We start from the raw sequence: 20,908 nt of genomic DNA on the forward strand, positions 1-20,908 counted from the left end.
CCCTAGCCCGGATTGGACCAGCGCGCGAAGATCGCGGTGGGGAGCAGCCGCGCGCCCTCGCCGGTTTCGGTGACCGCGAGATCGCCGTGCTCGATCACGCCGGGGAGCTCCGCGAAGACCTCCTGGAGCAGGCCGGCAAGCGCGAGGCTGCTCATCCGCACCGCATAGACGGTGAGGAACAGGAAGCGGCTGTCGGCATCGAGCAGCCTGCGGCAATCGCCGACCAGGCCGGGCAGGCCCGATTCGAGCCGCCAGACCTCGTTGCCGGGGCCGCGCCCGAATTTGGGCGGGTCGAGGATGATCCCGTCGTAGCGCCGCTCGCGCCGGACCTCGCGCGCGGTAAATTTCTCGGCATCGTCGACCAGCCAGCGGATCGGGCGCTCCTCCATGCCGGATAGAGCGGCGTTCTCGCGCGCCTGCGCCACCGATTTCTTGCTCGCATCGACATGGGTGACGCGCCCGTAACGGCTCAGCGCCAGCGAGCCGACGCCGGTGTAGCCGAACAGGTTCAGCGCCTCGGCATCCTCGCGGCCGCCCAATTGCTTCCCCATCCAGTCCCACACCGGCGCCATGTCCGGGAAGAAGCCGAGATGGCGGAAGGGGGTGCACTGCGCGGTGAAGCGCGCCTCGCCATATTCCAGCGGCCAGCCTTCCTCGGGCACCTGGGTCGAGAACTGCCAGCGCCCGCCGCCATCCTCGTCCGAGCCGGGGACGAACTCGCCATGCGCGTCCCATTCGGCAAGCCGCGGCGACCACATCGCCTGGGGTTCGGGGCGGATGAAACGATACGGGCCGTAGGCTTCGAACTTGCGACCATCGCCGCTGTCGAGCAGGCGATAGGCGTCCCAGCCCTCGCCCACCATCAGCACCGGATCCCTGCGCAGCTCGGCCATCAGCCGCGCGGGCTCGCATGCGCGAGGATGAACGCGCGCACCGCTTCGTATTCGCCGGTCAGCTCGGTCAGCCGCTCCTCGCGCGCGAACAGATCGCCGACCCGCAGCGGCAACGTCGGACGCTGCCCGATCACCCGCTCGACCGCGTCGCGGAACTTGGCTGGATGCGCGGTCGCCAGCGTGACCACGGGAATATCGCCCGGCAGGTCGAGACCGCGCGCGGCGTGAAGCCCGATCGCGGTGTGCGGATCGACCACCTGCCCCGCGGCATCCCAGGCCCAGCGCATCGCCCGCGCCATGTCGCTCTGATCGGCGCGCGCGCTGGTGAACAGCGATGCGGAGCCCTCGCGCTGGGCGTTGGTGAGCTGCATCGCGCGGGTGCCCTCGAAGCCGTGCATTTGCTCCGCCAGCGCCGCGCCGTCGCGCCCGCCGATATCGAACAGCAGACGCTCGAAATTGGAGCTGACCTGGATATCCATGCTCGGCGCGGCGGTCGCGGTGACCTCGCCCATGGAATAGTCGCCGCCGGTCAGCGCGCGGTGGAGGATGTCGTTGACATTGGTCGCCACCGCCAGCCGGGAGATCGGCAGGCCCATCCGCGCCGCGACATGGCCCGCGAAGACATCGCCGAAATTGCCCGTCGGCACGCTGAAGGCGACCGGACGCCCGGGCGCGCCGAGCTGGAGCGCGGCGACGAAATAATAGACCACCTGCGCCATCAGCCGCGCCCAGTTGATCGAATTGACCGCGCCCAGCCGGTGCTTCGCGGTCATCGCCTCATCGGCGAACAGCCGCTTCACCATCGCCTGGGCATCGTCGAAACTCCCGTCGATCGCGATGTTGTGGACGTTAGGAGCGCGCACCGTGGTCATCTGGCGGCGCTGGACGTCGCTCACCCGCCCCCTGGGGTGGAGCATGAAGATCTCGACCCTGTCGCGCCCGGCGACCGCATCGATCGCGGCGCTGCCGGTGTCGCCGCTGGTCGCGCCGACGATGGTCAGCGTGCCCTGTTCGCGCGCGAGGAATTCCTCGAACAGCAGGCCGAGCAGCTGGAGCGCGACATCCTTGAAGGCCAGCGTCGGGCCGTGGAACAGCTCGAGCAGCCAGTGCCGCTCGTCGAGCTGGACCAGCGGGGTCACCGCGGCGTGGGCGAAACGGCCATAGGCCTGTTCGCACAATTCAAGCAGCCGGTCGGGCGCGAGGCTGTCGCCGACGAAGGGCTGCATTACGGTCGCGGCGAGCTGCGGATAGGGCAGCCCGCGCATCGCCGCGATCTCGTCGGACGAAAAGCGCGGCCAGCTGGCGGGCAGGTAGAGCCCGCCGTCGCTCGCGAGACCGGCCAGCGTCACGCCGGCGAAATCCAGCGTTGGAGCGCTGCCTCTGGTCGAGATGTAGTCCATCGCGGCTGCGCCTAGCTTGCGGTCCCGCTGCGGGCAAGCAAGCCGCGCTTTAGCGCGGCGAAGCCGGGTCGCTCCGGCGCCCGGTCGTGAGGCCCAGCTTCTGGCGCAGCACGAGGCCGTAGATCACCAGCGCAGTCAGCGCGAAAAGGAACCACTGACCCGCGTAGGCGAGGTGATTGTTGGGCAGATCGGCGGGATCGGGCGCGGCCAGCGGTTGCAGCCCGGCGACCGGTTCGATCGCGACCAGGCGCACCGATTGGCCATAGGACGCGACGAGCCCGGTGACGGTTCCGCCCTCCCATGCAGGGGGGAAGGGTTCGCGCGACCAGCCCACCGCGACATTCGCGCTGGCGCCATCCGGCAGGAGGCAGCGCGCGATCTGCGCCCAGCCCTTCTCGCCGCGGCGCGAGGTGCCCGCAATGCTGTCGAAGCCGGTTACCCGCTCGCACTCCACGGTGCTGCGGCGAAACAGGGCAGACTCGTACTGCGCCGGGGCCGTCGGCCAGGCGACGGCGGCGCGATCGCTCGCCGCGGCGTAGCGGGCGATAAGCGCCTCTTTCTCGCTCATCCGGCCCAACTGCCAGAAACCCAGTGCGATCATCACCGCCACCGCCGCCAGCACGATGACGGTGGAGAAAACGGGGATGCGTGCGATCGTCGGTCCGCTCATTCGGACCGTCCGGCTTCACCGGCCTTGTTGCGATATTCCGCGATCAGCAGCAGCGCCTTGGAGACACGCAGGCCGCCGAGCACCGCGCCGATGGTGATCGGCACCCACAGCAGGATATGGACCCAGAACGGCGGGCGGACCGCGGCGTCGAGCCAGATCGCCAGCCCGGTGATGAGCGCGCCGATGATCAGGGTGAGAAAGGCCGCCGGTCCGTCCCCGACGTTGAACCGCTCGTAATCGAGCTGGCAGGCGCTGCAGCGCGGGGCGAACTTGACCACGCCGTCGAACAGCGTGCGCTCCCCGCAGCGCGGGCAACAACCGAAAAGGGCGGCCTCCGCAAGGGAAGGCCGCCCCGTTTCCGTGTCCGGCGAACCGGGCTGCATCAGTGGACTTCGGCGCCCCAGCCGCCCCAGACGTAGACGGTGATGAAGAGGAACAGCCACACGACGTCGACGAAGTGCCAGTACCAGGCAGCGGCTTCGAAGCCGAAATGCTGGCGCGGAGTGAAGTGCCCCAGATAGCTGCGGCGCAGGCAGACGATCAGGAAGATCGTGCCGATGAGCACGTGGAAGCCGTGGAAGCCGGTCGCCATGTAGAAGGCCGAGCTGTAGGTGTTGCCGCCGAATGCAAACGGCGCATGGAGGTATTCATAGGCCTGAATGGCGGTGAATATGGCACCCAGAATGATCGTCGCCCACAGGCCCTTCTTGAGGCCATCGCGATCGCCCTGGATCAGCGAGTGATGCGCCCAGGTGACCGTGGTGCCCGAACACAGCAGGATCAGCGTGTTGAGCAGCGGCAGCGAGAGCGGATCGATCACCGCCTCGATCGCTGCAGGCGGCCAGACGCCGCCGATCACATCCGACAGTTCGCTGGGGAACAGCGCGAAATCGAACCAGCTCCAGAACCAGCCGACAAAGAACATCACTTCCGAGGCAATGAACAGGATCATGCCGTAGCGCATGTGCAATTGCACCACGGGGGTGTGATCGCCGCGCTCGGCTTCCTTCACGATGTTCGAGAACCACATGAAGAAGGTCGCGATCAGACCGGCTAGACCGGCCCACACGACGATCGAGCTCGCCGCCCCGAACAGGTCGGGATAAAAGCCCAGCACCATGCCGGAGGTGAAGGTCAGCGCCGACAGCGAGCCGATCAGCGGCCAGATGTCGGGTGCGAGGATGTGATAATCGTGGTTTACGGTGCCAGCCATGGGTCTTTCGGTCCTGTGGATCGGATGCCGGTGCCCTTAAAGCGCGTCGCGCCCCGGGTCCAGCCTTACTCGCTGCGGATTTCGGGCCGGTCTTCGGCGCGGTGGAAGGTGTAGCTCAACGTGATCTGCTCGACATCCTTGGCATTCTCGTCGGTGAGGATGGCGGGGTCGACATAATAGAGCACCGGCATGCGGATTTCCTCACCCGGCTGGAGCACCTGTTCGGTAAAGCAGAAACACTGGATCTTGTTGAAATAGCGCCCGGTCTGCTCGGGCTCGACATTGAAGGTGGCGGTGCCGGTGATCGGCACGTCGCTGTTGTTGCGCGCGGTGTAGAAGGCGAGATCGCGCTGACCGATCTGGACGCGGTCGGTGGGATGCTCGGGGCGGAAGGTCCAGGGAATATCGCGAGCGGTGCTGGCGTCGAAGCGGATCGAGATCTCCCGCCCGCCCGCGCTCTGCGCCGTCCGCGCGGCAAGCGCCGCGTCGGATTCGCTCGCGCGCTGGGTCGTCCCGCCAAAGCCGGTAACGCGGCAGAACAGATCGTAGAGCGGCACTGCGGCAAAACCCATGCCCAGCATCGCCGCCGCCCCCATTAAGGCGAAAAGGGCGGTCCGCGCGTTGCGATTGTCGAGGCTTGCAGTCGTCATCGTCAGTCGCCCATCCGCACGATCGTGATCGCATAGAACAGCGCCACGAAAAACAGCAGCACCCCGCCCATCACGAGATTGCGGCTGCGCTGGCGGCGCTTGCGTTCGGTGTCTTCCTCGGGCGTCATGCCGTCACTCCATTGGCTACCAGCACCCGGTCCACGACCAGCACCGCGAACAGCGCGAAGAGGTAGAGGATGCTGAAAGCGAACAACCGCTTCTCGGGCTTCATTGCATCGTCGATTCCGGTCTGGCGGAAAGCCACCGGGAGCGAAAGCGCAAGGAAGGCAAGCGACAATGCGAGCGCCGCAAGTCCGTAGACCATGCCGGTCCCGCCGATGAACCACGGCGCGGCGGCGATCGGCACCAGCAGCACGGCATAAGCCAGAATCTGGCGGCGCGTGCTGGCCTCGCCGCGGGCGACGGGCATCATCGGGATACCGACCTTGGCGTAATCCGATTTCACGAACAGCGCGAGCGCCCAGAAATGCGGCGGGGTCCAGAAGAAGATGATCGCGAACAGCAGCACCGGCATCATGGTGATCTCGCCAGTCACCGCGACCCAGCCGATCAGCGGGGGGAACGCGCCCGCGCCGCCGCCGATGACGATGTTCTGCGGTGTGCGGGGTTTGAGCCAGATGGTGTAGGCCACCGCATAATACAGGATCGAGAAGGCGAGAATCCCCGCCGCGAGCCAGCCGATCGCCAGCCCCATCACCAGCACCGAGGCAACCGAGAGCGCGATGCCGAAATCGCGGGCATCGCCGCGCTGCATCCGGCCGGCGGGGAGCGGACGCTTGGCGGTGCGCTTCATCCCGGCGTCGAGATCGGCTTCCCACCACTGGTTGAGCGCCGCCGCCCCGCCCGCGCCCAGCGCGATGCAGAGGATGGCGGCGAAGCCGAGCACCGGATGGATCGAGCCGGGTGCCGCGAGCAGGCCGCACAGACCGGTGAAGATCACCAGGCTCATCACCCGCGGCTTGGTCAGGGCAAAGAAGTCGCGCCAATCGGCGGGCAGGACGAGGGGTACGGTCTGGGTCATGGTATGAGAGCCCTATAGCCGCGCACGGCCGAGCGCGAAAGGGCGTTAGAGCCTGCCGAGCCAGTCGAGCAGCAGGCGGTTGACCTCCTCGGGGCGCTCCTGCTGGGTCCAGTGGCCGCAGCCCTCCAGCACCGTGCCCTCGACATTGGGGGCGAACATCCGCGTGAACGCCACCGGATCCTCGATCGCGCCGAACAGGAACGACGCGGGATCGCGGCTCCCGCCGATGAACAGTGCGGGCTGTTCGATCTTGCGCGCCGCGAATGGCTGGAGCCATTCGAAGTCGCGCTCGTGATTGCGATAGCGGTTGAGCGGGCCACGAAAGCCCGAGGCGCGAAACTCGCCCTCGTAGAAATCGAGATCCGCCTCGCTCAGCCAAGGGACCGGCTGCGGCTCGGGAAGACCTTCGAGGAAACTCGCGCCATAGGGTTTGTCCCAGTAGTTCCCTTCGGGCACATCGCCCGAGATCGAATACATCATCCGCTGGACGAATTCGCGCGGGTCCGCCTCGGCCTCGGCCTCGGCGACGCCGGGCTCCTGGAAATATTCCTGGTAGAAGAACCGACCCTTGGCGGTGAAATGCTCGCGGAAGACCTCGGTGAACGGCCGGCTCGGGACCCCGGCGAAGGGTACCGAGAGCCCGGCCACCGCACGGAAATGCTCGGGGTTGGTGAGCGCCGAATTCCACACGATCGGCGCGCCCCAGTCGTGCCCCACCAGCACCGCGGGCGCCTCGGGCGACAGCGCGCGGCGCAATCCGACCAGATCGCCGACGATCCGCTCCAGCGCATAGGCCTCGATCGGCTCGGGCTTGTCCGAACCGCCATAACCGCGCACGTCGATGGCGCAGGCGGTGAAGCCGGCCTCCGCGACGGGGCCGAGCTGGTGGCGCCAGCTGTACCAGCTTTCGGGGAAGCCGTGGACGAAGACCACCAGCGGTCCCTCGCCGGCGATTGCGCAGCGCAGCGTGGCGTCTCCGACGTCGATCGAACGCATCTCGGGGCTGGTCTCGGGCATGGGCCTATCTCCTCAGGGTTGGTCTCGAGTCGAAACCCGGCACAAACGCAAACGGCCGGCCCTTTGGGGACCGGCCGCTTTTCGTGTTCGCTTCGGGCGATCCTCAGACCGTCGTGGTCTGCGGCCCGTCCTGGCGATGATCGTGGTAATCGTGATGATCCTCGATCACCGGCAGCGTCTCGAACTGGTGGAACGGCGGCGGGCTGGACAGGGTCCATTCCAGCGTCGTCGCACCCTCGCCCCAGGGATTGGCAGGGGCCTTCTTGCCGACCGTGAAGGCGTAGATCAGATTGGCGAAGAACAGCAGCATCGAGGCGGCCATGATTTCGTATCCGATCGAACTGATGTTGTTCCAGTACTCGAACGCCGCCGGATAATCGGGAATACGCCGCGGCATCCCGTTGAGCCCGAGGAAGTGCTGCGGGAAGAAGATCACGTTCACGCCAATGAAGAAGCCCCAGAAGTGCAGGTGCGCGAGCAGTTCGGAGTGCATCCGGCCGCTCATCTTCGGGAACCAGTAGTAGAAGCCGGCGAAGAGCGAGAACACCGCGCCCATCGAGAGCACGTAGTGGAAGTGCGCGACGACGAAATAGGTGTCGTGGACCACATCGTCGATGCCGCCATTGGCGAGATAGACACCGGTAACACCGCCGACGGTGAACAGGAAGATGAAGCCCAGCGCCCAGACCAGCGGGCTCTTGAACTCGATCGAGCCGCCCCACATCGTGGCGATCCAGCTGAAGATCTTCACCCCGGTCGGGACCGCAATGACCATGGTCGCGGCGGTGAAATACATCTTCGTGTTCACGTCGAGACCGGTGGTGTACATGTGGTGCGCCCACACCACGAAACCGACCACGCCAATCGCGACCATGGCGTAGGCCATGCCGAGATAGCCGAACACCGGCTTGCGGCTGAAGGTCGCGACGATCTGGCTGATCATGCCGAAACCGGGCAGGATCATGATGTAGACCTCGGGGTGACCGAAGAACCAGAACAGGTGCTGGTAGAGCACCGGATCGCCGCCGCCCGCCGGATCGAAGAAGGTGGTGCCGAAATTGCGGTCGGTCAGCAGCATGGTGATCGCCGCGGCAAGCACCGGGAGCGCGAGCAACAGCAGGAAGGCGGTGACCAGCACCGACCACACGAACAGCGGCATCTTGTGCAGGGTCATCCCCGGCGCGCGCATGTTGAAGATCGTGGTGATGAAGTTGGTGGCGCCCAGGATCGAACCTGCGCCCGCGAGGTGGAGCGAGAAGATCGCGAAATCGACCGCCGGGCCGACCGAGCCGCTGGTGGACAGCGGTGCATAGACGGTCCAGCCGGTGCCCGCACCCGGACCGGTTCCGCCCGGCACGAACAGCGAGAAGATCAGGCTCAGGAAGCCGGCCACCGTCAGCCAGAAGCTGACGTTGTTCATCCGCGGGAAGGCCATGTCGGGCGCGCCGATCATCAGCGGCACGAACCAGTTGCCGAACCCGCCGATCATCGCGGGCATGACCATGAAGAACACCATGATCAGACCGTGCGCGGTGATGAACACGTTCCACATGTGCAGCGCCGTGTCGATATCGCCGGTGCCGGCCATGAGCTCGGCCCACCAGGTCAGGTACTGGATACCCGGCTCGGCCAGCTCCATCCGCATGATGCCGGAAATCGCACCGCCCACGATCCCCGCGATGATCGCGAAGATCAGATAGAGGGTGCCGATGTCCTTGTGGTTGGTCGACATGAACCAGCGGGCGAAGAAGCCCGGCTTGTGATCGGCATGGTCATGCGCGTGATCGTCGGCATGGGCCTGGAATGCGTCGGCTGTGGTGGCCATGATGCGTGGTCTCTTCGTTCGCTGGAATTCGGTTTACGTGGTCGGCGACGTGTCTTCGGTGGGCGCAGCGCCGGCCCCGGGCGCGCCCGGTACCGCGCTTTCGGGCCCCTGCAAGGGCGGCAGCGAGGCTTCGGCCTCGGCAGCAGCCGCTTCGTCCTCGGGGAAGGTGCCGCCCTGCGCGCGAACCCAGGCGCGCCACTCGTTCATCGGCAGCGCCTCGACCGCGATCGGCATATAGGCATGACGCGCGCCGCACAGCTCCGAACACTGGCCGTAATAGACGCCAGGCTCTTCGATCTCGAGCAGGCGCTCGTTGAGGCGGCCCGGAACGGCATCGAGTTTGAACCACAGCGACGGAACAGCGAAGCTGTGGATCACGTCGGCAGCGGTGACCTGCAGGCGGATCGGGACGCCGGCGGGAACGACCAGACGATTGTCGACCGCCAGCTGCCCGGGCTCGCCGCGCGCCAGGGCCTCTTCCTCGTCGAGCATGTTCGAGATGATCTCGAACTCGCCATTGTCGGGATAGGTGTAGCCCCAATACCACTGATAGCCGGTCGCCTTGATGGTGATCGCGTCTTCGCCGGGCACTTCGTACTGCCGGGCGAGCAGCCCGATCGACGGAATCGCGATCGCCACCAGGATCAGCACCGGCACCACGGTCCACACCACTTCGATGAGCGTATTGTGCGTCGTCTTCGAGGGGACCGGATTGGCCTTGCGGTTGAAACGCACCACCACATAGAGCAGCAGCGCGAGCACGAAAACGCTGATCAGCGTCATCATCCAGACCAGACCGATATGCAGATCGTAGGCAAACCGCCCATCCTCGGAAAACTGGTCCTGGATATCCAGCAGGCCGTCGCTCGGCATCCCCTTGCCTTCGACCGGTGCCATCGGCGAATAGCTGTCGGCGCCAGCCACGACCGCATCGGGATCGGCGACGTCGGCAGCGACGGCGGGATCGATCTGTTCCAGCGCCGCGGGCGGCGTCACTGCCGGAACGGGGGCGACGAGATCGCCGCTTTCGAGCGTCGATTGCGCGTAGGCAGCCTGAAACCCGAAGGCCAGCACGAGCGCAGCAAACAGCGCTGCGAAGATCCGGAAAGCCCCGCGATGGGCGGCAAGAGATTGAATGCTCGACATATTGTCCCGTTTCACTGGCACGGGCGGATCACCGCCACGGATACCGGCCCGGGGTACGACACAGGTCGCCCGATAGGCCGAGTTGTGTGCGCCTATAGGCAGGCTTTCCCCGCGCCTCAAGCAGAAGGGGGCAAAAAATGCGCAAGCTCGTTTGCCTCTTGCGCAATCGCCGCCAAATCGCTTTGTGCTCGCGGGATATGAACGACGAACACATCCTCGCCGATTTCCGCAGCAGCGAAGCCCTGCTCGAGGGCCATTTCCTGCTCTCATCGGGCCGCCATTCGGGGCATTATCTGCAGTGCGCAAGAGTGCTGATGAACCCCGATCGCGCCGCGCGGCTCGCCCGTGGGCTGTGCCAGAAGCTGCCTCGCGAGATTCGCTCGCAGATCGATCTGGTGATTAGCCCGGCGATGGGGGGCCTGATCATCGGCCATGAAGTCGGGCGCTGCCTGGAAAAGGACGCGGTCTTTCTCGAACGGCCCGATGGCGAGTTCCACTTGCGCCGGGGCTTCAGGATCGAGCCGGGACAGAAGGTCCTGATGGTCGAGGATGTGGTAACCACCGGCCTGTCGAGCCGCGAGGCGATCGCGGCGGTGGCACGCGAAGGCGGCGAGGTGATCGCCGAGGTCGCGCTGGTCGATCGCTCGGACGGCGAGGCCGATCTGGGGGTCCCCTTCTTCGCGCTGCTCGATATCAATTTCCCGACCTATGCCGAGGACGAGCTGCCCGAGGAATTGGCGGCGATCCCGATCACCAAGCCCGGAAGCCGCAAGGCTTGAGCGAGATCCTCCGCCCCGAGCTGCTGCGCCCCGAGCTGCCCCGATCGCTCCCGCTGCGGCTGGGCGTCAACATCGACCACGTCGCGACCATCCGCAATGCGCGCGGCGGCGACCACCCCGACCCGGTGCGCGCGGCGCAGATCGTCGCCGCGGTCGGCGGCGACGGGATCACCGCGCATTTGCGCGAAGACCGGCGCCATATCCGCGACGGCGACCTGCGGCGGATCCAGGACGCCACCGGCCTGCCGCTCAATCTGGAAATGGCTGCGACCGAGGAAATGCTCGCCATCGCGCTGGCGCATATGCCGCACGCCGCCTGCATCGTGCCCGAAAAGCGCGAGGAGCGCACCACCGAGGGCGGGCTCGATGCCGCAGGGCAGGACAACCGCCTCGCGCCGATCGTCGCCCGGCTGCTCGACCACGGCATCCGCGTCAGCCTGTTCATCGAGGCGGAGGAGCGCCAGCTCGAGGCGGCGCTGCGACTAAATGTACCCGTGGTCGAATTCCACACGGGGGAATACGCCCATGCCACCGGCGAGGACCGGACGCGCGAATTGCGCCGGATCGCCGAGATGGCCGCGCTGGCCGTAAAGAACGGGATCGAGCCGCACGCCGGCCACGGACTGACCTACGACAACGTCCAGCCGATCGCCGCTATCCCGCAGATCGCCGAGCTCAACATCGGCCACTACCTCATCGGCGAGGCGGTGTTCGTCGGGCTGGAACAGGCAGTGCGGCAGATGCGCGAGTTGATGGACAACGCAAGATGAGGCGGGCGCGGTGATCATCGGTCTGGGTTCCGACCTGTGCAATATCGAGCGAATCCAGTCCTCTCTCGACCGCTTCGGCGAGCGATTCGAGAACCGCGTCTTCACCGAGACCGAGCGCGCCAAGGCCCGCCGCCGCCCCTTCACGATCGCGGGCACCTATGCCAAGCGATTCGCCGCCAAGGAGGCCTTCTCCAAGGCGATCGGCACGGGGTTCAGGCGCGGGGTGTTCATGAAGGATATCGGCGTGGTCAACGCTCCCTCGGGCGCGCCCACGTTGGCGCTTGCCGGCGGAGCTGCGAAGCGGCTTGCGGAAATGGTGCCGCCCGGCCATGAGGCGCATATTCATCTCACCCTCACCGACGATCATCCATGGGCGCAGGCCCTGGTTGTCATCGAGGCCCTGCGCAAATGAGTTCCGACACCATCGCCCTCACCAAGCCATCCGCTGACAAGGTCAACTGGTTCGCCGAACTGCGCGGGCTCGCGCTGATGCTGCTGGCCGTGTTCGCCTTCCACAGCTTCGTCGCCAAGCCCTTCTATATTCCCAGCACCTCGATGCTGCCCAATCTGTTCGTGGGCGACCGGCTGGTGGTGAGCAAATATCCCTATGGCTGGAACTGGTCGTCGACCAGCTTCCATCTCGCCCCGCGCGGCGACTGGCGTATCTTTGGCGACACGCCCGAATATGGCGATGTCGTCATTCCGGTGCATCCGACCCGCGACGAGGACTACATCAAGCGCGTGGTCGCGCTGCCCGGCGACCGCATCGCGGTGCGCGACGGACGGATCATTCTCAATGGCGAAGCGGTGCCGCAGGAAGTCGAGCCGGCGCTGCGCATTCCGGCCGATTACGACCAGCATCTGTGCAATGGCGATCCCTGCCTGGGCGATTTCGCGCCCTATCTGATGCGCGAGGCGGATGGTGAATCGGTCTATGAGATCCCGGTGCGGCGCGAGACGCTGCCCAATGGTGCAAGCTATCTGATCATCGATCACCAGGAGCAGTATCTCGACAATTACGCCGAGATCACCGTGCCGGAGGGCCATGTCTTCGTGATGGGCGACAACCGCGACCATTCCGCCGACAGCCGCGCCGAGATCTTCGCGCAGGGTCTGGGCGGCCCGGTGCCGCTCGAGAACATCGGCGGGCGGGCGGAATTCATCACCTTCTCTCTCGACGGCACCACGAGCCTCAATCCGGTGAGCTGGTTCAGTTCGCTGCGCGGCGACCGCGCCTGGTCGACGCTGCGCCCGCCGCTCGCCGAACGGGCCGAGTAGTTTCATGAGCGGCCCTACCGCAACCGGACAGGGCGAAGACGAGAGCCGCTTCGCCTCTCCCGCGCAACTGGCGCGTGAGGATCTGGGAGACAGCCCCTCGCGCGTTGCCGATCCGCGGCTGCAATTCGAGATCCGCCGCGCCTTTGCGTGGACCCTGGTCGTCGGGGGAATGATCCTCGCGGTTTACATCTCCCAATCCCTGTTGGTGGTTTTCGGCGCCCTCGTCTTCGCTGCAATGATCGATGGAGGCGCTCGCCTGCTCGGGCGGGTTCTGCCGATACCGCGCTACCTGCGGGTCGCGATCGTGCTGATCCTGACTGTCGCTTTCCTGATCTGGCTCGGCTATTTCATCGGTTCGACGGTCTCGAGCGAAGCCGCGATGTTTCCCGCGATCATCGAACGGCAGATCGCCGACCTGGTCGGATGGGCCCAGGCGCAGGGGTTCGAGATCAGCCAGGCCCAGCTTCAGAACTATACGGGCAGCATCACCAGCGGGATCGGGACGCTCACTCGCGCGCTCGGCGGCCTGCTGGGCGGCCTTACGACCGTGGTGCTGATCGTAATCATCGGCGTCTATGTGGCGCTCGAGCCGCAGCTTTACGAGCGCGGCGTCGCCTGGACCTTGCCGCGCGACCAGCGCGCATCGTTTTACCTGACCGCCACGCGGATGGCACAGACCCTGCGCCGGCTGATGGCCGGACGGCTGCTGGGCATGCTGATCGAAGGCGTGTTCACCTATGTCATGCTAGCATTTGTCGGACCGCTGATCGGGGTTGGCGCGGTTCCGATGGCAGCGCTGCTGGCGATCCTGACCGGGCTGCTGGCCTTCGTGCCCAATCTCGGCGCGATCATTTCGGGCGTGCTGATGGTGCTGGTCGGCTTCTCCGGCGGGCTCGACATGGGGCTCTACACGATCTTCGTCTATCTGTTCGTCCAGAATTTCGACGGCTATGTCGTCGTCCCGATGATCGCTCGCAAGACGGTCGATCTGGCTCCGGCGCTGGTCCTGGCGGCGCAGCTGGTGATGGGTATCCTGTTCGGCATCCTCGGGCTGTTCCTGGCGGACCCCCTGCTGGCGATGATCAAGGTCGCGCTGGAACGCCGCGCCGAAACCGCGAACGGGAACGGTCAGGCCGAAGATCACGCTCGAGAGGCAGCACCGGATGGCGCGTAAATTTCTCTATTTCATCGCATTCGTCATTGTCGTCGTGATCCTGGGGGGGGTCGCGCTCTCGATCTGGTCGCGCGAGGCAACCGAGATCGCCTTCGTCCCGCGCGGCGAGTTCGTCGAGCAGGAAGCGCTTGCCGCAAACGCCTATGAAGACCCCGGAATGTGGTATTCGCGCCCCGGCATCGGGACCGACGATCCGGCGCGCTATCAGCCCGCCATCGCCGAGACCCCCGAGGATCCGGCCACGCGCGAGCCGTCCCCCGAAGCACCCGCCGCCGAACGCACGCTGGGCGAAGCGCTGCCGACGCTCGAGGCGGACAGCAGCCGCCGCGCCGATCCGGTCGATGCCACCGAGACACCCGAATTCGCGGTCTTCTTCGTGCCCCCGACCAGCTATATCCAGGCGGGCGGCGACTGGAACGCCAGCCTCACCGACACCTCCACCAACCAGCGCGCGCGGACCTTCCTGCGCGGGCTCGCAAGCCCCTTCAACGCCGCCGACGAGATCTGGGCGCCCAAATACCGTCAGGCGGCGGTGGGCGCTTTCCTGACCGACCGGCCCGCCGCGAAACTGGCGATCGACGCCGCCTACCGCGATGTCCGCGAGGCGTTCCGCTATTTCGTCGAGAGCGTCGATCCCGCCAAGCCGATCGTCCTGGCCGGGCACAGCCAGGGCGCGCTGCATATCCTGCGGCTACTGATGGAAGAGGTCGCCGGGACCGAGCTGGAAGGCCGGATCGCCGCGGTCTACGCCCCGGGCTGGCCGATCTCGGTCGAGCACGATCTGCCCGCGCTCCCCTTCCCGGCCTGCGCCGCCTCGGGCCAGGCGGGCTGCATCCTGGGCTGGTCGAGCTTTGCCGACGACAACGACCCGGATTTCCTGATGCGCCGCTACAGCGTCACCCCGGGTTTCAACGGCGAGCCGCGCGGCGACGGACCGATCCTGTGCGTCAATCCGATCACCGGCGGGACCAATGGTGAGGCACCTGCGAGCGAGAATCTCGGCACGCTCGTCCCCGACCCGAGCCTGAGCCGCGGCGAACTGGTTGCAGGCGCGGTCCCGGCGCGCTGCGATGCCTCGGGCCTGCTGCTGATCGGCGATCCCCCCGAGCTTGGCGAAGGCGTGCTGCCGGGCAACAATTACCACGTCTACGACATTCCGCTGTTCTGGGCGAATGTGCAGCAGGACGTTCTGGAGCGCGTGCGGGCATGGACGCAAGCGGCCTCGTAACCGACAGCGCGGCCGCGTTCGACGAGCAACTGCCCGATGGCGGGGTGCTGCTCGGTCTCGACCTCGGCACCCGCACCATCGGCCTCGCGACATGCGATGCCGGCTGGCGCTTCGCGACCGCGGGTAAAACCCTGCCGCGCGGCAAGTTCACCGCCGATTGCGGCAAGCTGCGCGAACTGGTCCAGCAGCGCGCGGTCAGGGGGCTGGTGATCGGCCTGCCGCGCAATATGGACGGACGCGAAGGCCCGCGCGCGCAGGCGAGCCGCGCCTATGCGCGCAACCTTGCCGCCGCGCTCGCGCTGCCCGTGCTGCTGTGGGACGAACGCTGGTCCACCGCCAGCGCCGAGGCGGCGATGATCGGGCAGGACATGAGCCGCGCCAAGCGCGCCGAGCGGATCGACAGCCACGCCGCCGCGATCATCCTCCAGGGCGCGATCGATACGCTGACCAATTAGGCTTTAGCCATTGTATTCGCCCGCCCCGCGCGGCAGGGCGAGCGGCGATGGCCGATGAGCACCCCCGTTTCGATCCCGCGCAGGCGGCCCCGTTCCTGACCGCGCGGTCGCACAATGGCTGGCTGGGGCTCGCCTATCGCGATCACGGCGAGGACTGGGTCGAGCTCGAACTCCCCTGGCGTCAAGACCTGCTGGGCGAGGACGGCCGCGAGGTGCTCGCCTCGGGTCCCATCATCAGCCTGATGGACATGGCCAGCGGGCTGGCGATCTGGACCCGGATGGGCCACTTCCGCGCCATCGCCACGCTCGATCTGCGGGTCGACTACACCCGTCCCGCCCGCGGCTGTTCGAGCGTGTTCGGGCGCGCGCAATGCTATCGCCTGACCCGCTCGGCCGCCTTCGTGCGCGGCATCGCGCATGACGGCGACGCCGAAGACCCGGTGGCGCATATGCAGGCGGTCTTCATGTCGATCGATGCACGTCACGTGGAGTTGCCCAATGGCTGATCCGCGCGATATCGAGATCGTCACGCCCTACGCCCGCTCGCTGGGTATCGTGCTCGACCGCTGGGAAGACGATACGCCCGTGCTGCGGGTCGAATTCTCCGACTCGGTGCAGGGTCGGCCCGGCGCGCTTCACGGCGGCGCGATCAGCGGATTGCTCGAGACGGCGGGTTACGGCGCGCTGCGCGCGGAACTGGCGCGTTCAGGGCGCGTGGCGCAGATGAAGCCGATCAACATCACCGTCCAGTTCCTGCGCAGCGGCAAAACGCGTCCCAGCTTTGCCCGGGCGCGGATCGTCAAGCTGGGGCGCCGGACCGCCAATATCAGTGTCGAGGCCTGGCAGGACGACGAGGCCAAGCCGATCGCCAGCGCAGTGATGAACATCCTGATGGTGGACGCGGAAGGCGCAGCTTAGCCGCCATCAAGGCGGCACCCGATCACCTTCCCCCGTCATCCCAGCGAAAGCTGGGATCGCTCGCCACCTGGTCCTCCACCTGAAGCAGATCCCAGCCTTCGCTGGGATGACGCGTGTTGTTTTGCGCCCGAGCGCGCTTTTTTGGCGGTCCCAGCGCAGTTCTCTTCGCACCCTAGCTAGCGGTCCTGCTCTTCGAGCCGCTGCCGCTCGATCTCGTATCGTTCGCGCATTCGCTCCTCCTCGCGCTCGATCCGTTCGCGGGTCGCTTCCTCGGCGCGGCGGCGGACTTCCTCGAACCGCTGCGAATCGACGCGCATGCCGTCCTCCCCGACTCGCAGGTCGAGATCGACGCCTTCGACATCGGTCGAATAGATCATCTCGCCATCCTCGAACCGCAGCCGCGATCCGTCCTCGAACGGGATGTCCTCGAGCTCGGGCACATCCTGCGGCTCAACCGGTCCGCCCGGATCGGCGCGCTGGGTCGGATTGGCTTGCGGCGCGGCCGCACCGCCGGCCTGGCGCATGAAATCTTTCCAGATCTGCGCGGGCAGCCCCCCGCCGCTGATCCCGTCGAGCGGCGAATTGTCGTCGTTCCCGATCCACACCCCGACAACCAGATCGTTCGCGTAGCCGACGAACAGCGCGTCGCGATTGTCCTGCGTGGTGCCGGTCTTGCCGAAATTGGGTCCGGGCAGCATCGCCGCGCGGCCGGTGCCCTGGTTGATCGCGTGGCGCAGCATGTCCTCCATGTCGGTGAGGACGCGCCCAGAGAGCGTGTCGCTGCCATCCCACAGCCGCTCCCACCAGTTCGGCTCTGCGCGCGCAAAGGCGTGGGGATCGACCGGATAGCGGTTGGCCGCGACCCCGGCATAGGCGGAGGTCAGCTCGAGCAGGCTCATGGTCGAGGTGCCGAGCGCAAGACTGGGATCGCCCTCGGCCAGGGCGGAGGTTACGCCCAGATCGCGCGCGGTCTCGATCACCGCCTCGGAGCCGACCTCGCCGAACAGCCGCACCGCAGCGACATTGCTCGACTGGGCGAAGGCTTCGCGCAGCGTCAGGCTCTCCGAATAGCGCTCGCGGGAATTTTTCGGGCGATAGCTGCCCTCCTCGATCGCGGTGTTGGCGATGCGGTCGTCGGGGTCCCAGCCGGCGCGCAGGGCGGCGAGATAGACGAACAGCTTGAAGGTCGATCCGGGCTGGCGCTTGGCCTGGGTCGCGCGGTTGAAGGTGGATTTGCCGTAATCGGTCCCGCCGATCATCGCCACCACCTCGCCATTGGGACGCATAGCGACCAGCGCGACCTGCGCCCCGCCCAACTCCGGGCGTCCGGTGACCACCCGGGCGATCGACTGCAACCGGCTGTCGAGCGTGGTGGTGAGCGTCTGGCGGGCATAGCCGCCGCTGGTCCGCTCGCGCGCCTCGGGAAGCGCCCAATCGGCGAAATAGGTTCCGGTGGGCAGATCGCTCTTGAGCCGGACATCGAGCGCGGGCGGGCGCAGGTTGCGCGCCTCCGCCTCGCTTAGATACCCCGCCGCGACCATCGCATCGACCACCATCTGCCGGCGTCGCTCCGCGCGCTCGTAATGCTTGACCGGGTTGAGCCGCGACGGCGCCTGGACCAGCCCCGCCAACATCGCCGCCTGGCTTACGGTGAGGTTCTCGGGCCGGCGGTAAAAGAAGTGCATGCTCGCGGCGCGCAGGCCGTAGACGTTGTCGCCGAAATAGGCGTTCGACAAATAACGCGCGAGGATCTCGTCCTTGGTCAGCCAGCTCTCGAGCCAGAAGGCGATCAGCATCTCGCGCGCCTTGCGCGTCAGCGTCTGTTCGGGGGTCAGGAAGGTGAATTTCGCGAGCTGCTGTGTAATGGTCGAGCCGCCGCCCACCCCCATGAACACCGCCCGCGCCACGCCCCGCGGATCGACGCCCCAATGGTCGTAGAAGCGCCGGTCCTCGATCGCCATGAAGGCCTCGACCACATGCGGTGGTAGCTCGGAGACGACCACCGGCTCGTCGGTGACCGCGCCATTGCGCGCGATCGGCGTGCCGTCGGCGGCCAGCAGCGTGACCATAGGCGGGGCGATCGGCTGGAGCGACTTGTTGAGCGGTGCGGTGATCGCCAGCCAGGCGACCAGCAGCACGAACAGCGCCAGCGCGGCGGCGATGATCCGCCCTGACCACCAGCGCTTGCGCCGGTCGCGCCAGTAAGCGCGCTGCCACCAGCGTTCGGCGCCGCGCGGTTCGCGTTGCAGGCGATAGGTGCCGCCCGAATCGAGCTCGCCGGAAAGCCGGCGATCGACCTCGTCGAGCCGTGCATCCCATTCATCGTAAGCGGGATCCTCGCCCAGCCCGTCGTGCAGCGAGTAATAGCCGCGATGCGGCGCCGGTTCGGGCTCGGGTGGCTTGCGGCGGAAAGGATCGAACAGGCCCATGCGGTTACTGTGTTAACAGAACAACACAGGAGGGGCCAGACCCGCCGGAGTCAGTTTTTGCCGACCACGCTCTCGGGCAGATCCTCGCCGAAGACGCGCTGGTAGTATTCGGCGACCAGCATCCGCTCTTCCTCGTCGCATTTGTTGAGGAAGGAGAGCCGGAAGGAGAAGCCGACGTTCTTGAAGATCGCGTTGTTCTGCGCCCAGGTGATCACCGTGCGCGGGCTCATCACGGTTGAGATATCGCCGTTGATGAAGCCCTGCCGGGTCAGATCGGCGACCTTGACCATGTCGGCAAGCAGCTTGGGGTCGGCATCGGGGTTCTTGGCCGCGACGATCGCCTGCTCGGTCTCGGCGGGCAGATAGTTGAGCCCGATGACGATGTTCCAGCGGTCCATCTGGCCCTGGTTGATCGCCTGCGTGCCGTGATAGAGCCCGCTGGTGTCGCCCAGCCCGACCGTATTGGCGGTGGCGAAGAGGCGAAAGTTGGGATCGGGGCGGATCACGCGGTTCTGGTCGAGCAGCGTCAGCTTGCCCTGCTGTTCGAGCACGCGCTGGATGACGAACATCACATCGGGGCGCCCGGCGTCGTATTCGTCGAACACCAGCGCCACCGGGTGCTGGAGCGCCCAGGGCAGCAGACCTTCGCGAAATTCGGTGACCTGCAAGCCGTCGCGCAGCACGATGGCGTCGCGCCCGATCAGGTCGATCCGGCTGATGTGCGCGTCGAGATTGATGCGGATGCACGGCCAGTTGAGACGCGCCGCGACCTGTTCGATATGAGTCGATTTGCCGGTGCCGTGATAGCCCTGCACCATGACGCGGCGATCGTGCGCGAAGCCGGCGAGGATCGCCAGCGTAGTGTCGGCATCGAAGACATAGGCTTCGTCGAGATCCGGGGTGCGCTCGTCGGGCTTCGAGAAGGCCGGCACCTTCCAGTCGATATCGATGCCGAAGACCTCGCGCACATCGACCTCGGTGTCGGGCGCGGCCAGCACGGTCTTGGCGGAGGCGTCGAAGCTCTTTTCGGTCATGTCGTTCATCGCGTTGCGGGTTAGGCATTTATCCGCGCTGCGCCAACCCTATATTGGCTGACGATGCCGCAAGCCGACCTATCCGAGAAACTCCGCCAGCGCCTTGTCGGCCGCGTCCGCGCGGTGTTCCACGACGTCGAGGGGGGCGAGCAATCGGTCCCGCCCAGCGACGAGGCGCTGTTCGAGCGCGATTCGCCGATCCGCTTGGTCCATGCCGATGTGGTGAGCATGATGGTGGGCGGCATTCGCAGCCTGCTGCTGCAGATGCTCCACCCGCATGCGCTGCAGGGCGTGCTCGACCATTCCAACTTCCGCAGCGACATGCACGGGCGGCTGCGCCGCACCGCGCGCTTCATCGCGACCACCACCTTCGGCCACCGCGACGAGGCGATGAGCGCGATCGAGCGGGTCAACCGCATCCACGCGCAGGTCGACGGCACGCTGCCCGACGGCACCCCCTATTCGGCGCGCGATGCGCGGACGCTGGCCTGGGTCCATGTGGCCGAGGCGAGCAGTTTTCTGGCTGCCTATGTCCGCTACGTTCGGCCCGACATGCCCAACCACGCCAAGGACGAATATTACCGCCAGTTCGCGGTGATCGCCAAGGCGCTGGGCGCCGATCCGGTTCCGCTCGACCAGAGCGAGGCGGAAGCGATCTTCCGCGAATTGCGCCACGATCTGGCGGCCTCACCGCAGGCGCGCGAGATCGCCGAACTGGTTCTCAACCAGCGACCCGAGGGCGCGCCGCCTGCCGTGCAGAGCATTCTCGGCTCCGAGGCCGTGGCGTTGCTGCCGCCCTTCGCCCGCTCGATGCTCGGGCTCGACCGGTCCGGACTGATCGCTCTGCCCGCGCGCGCGGCGACCTGGGGGATGGGCAAGACGCTGCGCTGGGCGTTCCGTCAGAACTGAAGCCCCTAGATCCGGCAGCGCATCGCGAATTGAAACCTCAAGTGAAATCGAGCTTTAGGGAATGGCTACTCGGATGAC

Annotated in this window: 23 protein-coding genes; 10 read left to right on the forward strand and 13 right to left on the reverse strand. The window is 66.6% G+C overall.

Annotated elements, in window-relative coordinates:
- Nucleotides 1-2 precede the first annotated feature (2 nt).
- The 11 genes from ACQ5J0_RS00230 to coxB form a co-directional block, all read right to left on the reverse strand.
- Entirely contained in the window at nucleotides 3-893 is an 891-nt protein-coding gene (locus ACQ5J0_RS00230; protein WP_462568532.1) for a class I SAM-dependent methyltransferase, read from the reverse strand.
- Nucleotides 893-2,293, reverse strand: a complete 1,401-nt coding sequence (gene thrC / locus ACQ5J0_RS00235) for a threonine synthase (protein ID WP_462568533.1) — start codon at nucleotides 2,291-2,293, stop codon at nucleotides 893-895. Before thrC ends, ACQ5J0_RS00230 begins: the two co-directional genes overlap by 1 nt.
- A gap of 49 nt (nucleotides 2,294-2,342) precedes the next feature.
- Nucleotides 2,343-2,963, reverse strand: a complete 621-nt coding sequence (locus tag ACQ5J0_RS00240) for an SURF1 family protein (protein WP_462568534.1) — start codon at nucleotides 2,961-2,963, stop codon at nucleotides 2,343-2,345.
- Complete coding sequence (locus ACQ5J0_RS00245) at nucleotides 2,960-3,346, reverse strand: DUF983 domain-containing protein (RefSeq protein ID WP_462568535.1); 387 nt, start codon at nucleotides 3,344-3,346, stop codon at nucleotides 2,960-2,962. Before ACQ5J0_RS00245 ends, ACQ5J0_RS00240 begins: the two co-directional genes overlap by 4 nt.
- The gene (locus ACQ5J0_RS00250; RefSeq protein ID WP_462568536.1) at nucleotides 3,346-4,176 is read right to left on the reverse strand and encodes a cytochrome c oxidase subunit 3; all 831 of its coding nucleotides are present in this window, start codon (nucleotides 4,174-4,176) and stop codon (nucleotides 3,346-3,348) included. The genes ACQ5J0_RS00245 and ACQ5J0_RS00250 overlap by 1 nt, the downstream gene beginning before the upstream one ends.
- A gap of 65 nt (nucleotides 4,177-4,241) precedes the next feature.
- Nucleotides 4,242-4,826 carry a cytochrome c oxidase assembly protein gene (locus ACQ5J0_RS00255; protein ID WP_462568537.1) on the reverse strand — a complete coding sequence of 195 codons (585 nt, stop codon included), beginning with the start codon at nucleotides 4,824-4,826 and terminating at the stop codon, nucleotides 4,242-4,244.
- Between the two features lie 2 nt (nucleotides 4,827-4,828).
- Nucleotides 4,829-4,954: a hypothetical protein gene (locus tag ACQ5J0_RS00260; RefSeq protein ID WP_462568538.1), complete on the reverse strand. Its 126-nt coding sequence runs from the start codon at nucleotides 4,952-4,954 to the stop codon at nucleotides 4,829-4,831.
- Entirely contained in the window at nucleotides 4,951-5,868 is a 918-nt protein-coding gene (locus tag ACQ5J0_RS00265) for a heme o synthase (protein ID WP_462568539.1), read from the reverse strand. The genes ACQ5J0_RS00260 and ACQ5J0_RS00265 overlap by 4 nt, the downstream gene beginning before the upstream one ends.
- Nucleotides 5,869-5,913: 45 nt before the next feature.
- On the reverse strand, nucleotides 5,914-6,885 hold the full coding sequence (locus ACQ5J0_RS00270) for an alpha/beta fold hydrolase (RefSeq protein ID WP_462568540.1): 972 nt from the start codon (nucleotides 6,883-6,885) through the stop codon (nucleotides 5,914-5,916).
- 103 nt (nucleotides 6,886-6,988) lie between these two features.
- The gene (gene ctaD / locus ACQ5J0_RS00275; RefSeq protein WP_462568541.1) at nucleotides 6,989-8,710 is read right to left on the reverse strand and encodes a cytochrome c oxidase subunit I; all 1,722 of its coding nucleotides are present in this window, start codon (nucleotides 8,708-8,710) and stop codon (nucleotides 6,989-6,991) included.
- 33 nt (nucleotides 8,711-8,743) lie between these two features.
- Nucleotides 8,744-9,856, reverse strand: a complete 1,113-nt coding sequence (gene coxB, locus ACQ5J0_RS00280) for a cytochrome c oxidase subunit II (RefSeq protein ID WP_462568542.1) — start codon at nucleotides 9,854-9,856, stop codon at nucleotides 8,744-8,746.
- A gap of 197 nt (nucleotides 9,857-10,053) precedes the next feature.
- On the opposite strand from coxB, the gene pyrE reads away from it, so the two are divergent.
- From pyrE to ACQ5J0_RS00325, 9 genes are read left to right on the forward strand one after another with little or no spacing between them, the layout of a single operon-like run.
- On the forward strand, nucleotides 10,054-10,635 hold the full coding sequence (pyrE, locus tag ACQ5J0_RS00285; RefSeq protein ID WP_462568543.1) for an orotate phosphoribosyltransferase: 582 nt from the start codon (nucleotides 10,054-10,056) through the stop codon (nucleotides 10,633-10,635).
- Nucleotides 10,632-11,405, forward strand: a complete 774-nt coding sequence (locus ACQ5J0_RS00290; RefSeq protein ID WP_462568544.1) for a pyridoxine 5'-phosphate synthase — start codon at nucleotides 10,632-10,634, stop codon at nucleotides 11,403-11,405. Before pyrE ends, ACQ5J0_RS00290 begins: the two co-directional genes overlap by 4 nt.
- Nucleotides 11,406-11,415: 10 nt before the next feature.
- Nucleotides 11,416-11,817, forward strand: coding sequence for a holo-ACP synthase (acpS, locus tag ACQ5J0_RS00295; protein WP_462568545.1), 402 nt, complete (start codon nucleotides 11,416-11,418; stop codon nucleotides 11,815-11,817).
- Nucleotides 11,814-12,683: a signal peptidase I gene (gene lepB, locus ACQ5J0_RS00300; RefSeq protein WP_462568546.1), complete on the forward strand. Its 870-nt coding sequence runs from the start codon at nucleotides 11,814-11,816 to the stop codon at nucleotides 12,681-12,683. Before acpS ends, lepB begins: the two co-directional genes overlap by 4 nt.
- A gap of 4 nt (nucleotides 12,684-12,687) precedes the next feature.
- Nucleotides 12,688-13,857 (forward strand): AI-2E family transporter, encoded by a 1,170-nt coding sequence (locus tag ACQ5J0_RS00305; RefSeq protein WP_462568547.1) that lies wholly within the window; start codon nucleotides 12,688-12,690, stop codon nucleotides 13,855-13,857.
- Nucleotides 13,847-15,085 carry a DUF3089 domain-containing protein gene (locus ACQ5J0_RS00310; RefSeq protein ID WP_462568548.1) on the forward strand — a complete coding sequence of 413 codons (1,239 nt, stop codon included), beginning with the start codon at nucleotides 13,847-13,849 and terminating at the stop codon, nucleotides 15,083-15,085. The genes ACQ5J0_RS00305 and ACQ5J0_RS00310 overlap by 11 nt, the downstream gene beginning before the upstream one ends.
- The gene (gene ruvX / locus ACQ5J0_RS00315; protein ID WP_462568549.1) at nucleotides 15,064-15,540 is read left to right on the forward strand and encodes a Holliday junction resolvase RuvX; all 477 of its coding nucleotides are present in this window, start codon (nucleotides 15,064-15,066) and stop codon (nucleotides 15,538-15,540) included. Before ACQ5J0_RS00310 ends, ruvX begins: the two co-directional genes overlap by 22 nt.
- A 47-nt stretch (nucleotides 15,541-15,587) precedes the next feature.
- A complete protein-coding gene (locus tag ACQ5J0_RS00320) occupies nucleotides 15,588-16,046 on the forward strand; it encodes a PaaI family thioesterase (protein WP_462568550.1) in 459 nt (152 codons plus the stop codon).
- Nucleotides 16,039-16,458: a PaaI family thioesterase gene (locus ACQ5J0_RS00325; protein ID WP_462568551.1), complete on the forward strand. Its 420-nt coding sequence runs from the start codon at nucleotides 16,039-16,041 to the stop codon at nucleotides 16,456-16,458. Before ACQ5J0_RS00320 ends, ACQ5J0_RS00325 begins: the two co-directional genes overlap by 8 nt.
- A gap of 176 nt (nucleotides 16,459-16,634) precedes the next feature.
- Here the strand turns inward: ACQ5J0_RS00325 and ACQ5J0_RS00330 are convergent, their stop codons facing one another.
- Together ACQ5J0_RS00330 and cobS are read right to left on the reverse strand one after the other, a co-directional pair.
- Complete coding sequence (locus ACQ5J0_RS00330; RefSeq protein WP_462568552.1) at nucleotides 16,635-18,887, reverse strand: transglycosylase domain-containing protein; 2,253 nt, start codon at nucleotides 18,885-18,887, stop codon at nucleotides 16,635-16,637.
- 50 nt (nucleotides 18,888-18,937) lie between these two features.
- Nucleotides 18,938-19,930, reverse strand: coding sequence for a cobaltochelatase subunit CobS (gene cobS / locus ACQ5J0_RS00335; RefSeq protein WP_462568553.1), 993 nt, complete (start codon nucleotides 19,928-19,930; stop codon nucleotides 18,938-18,940).
- Between the two features lie 54 nt (nucleotides 19,931-19,984).
- Between cobS and ACQ5J0_RS00340 the strand changes: the two genes are divergently transcribed.
- Nucleotides 19,985-20,830, forward strand: coding sequence for an oxygenase MpaB family protein (locus ACQ5J0_RS00340; protein WP_462568554.1), 846 nt, complete (start codon nucleotides 19,985-19,987; stop codon nucleotides 20,828-20,830).
- The last annotated feature ends 78 nt before the right edge of the window (nucleotides 20,831-20,908 follow it).

It is taken from the genome of Qipengyuania sp. SM2512 (assembly GCF_054954005.1).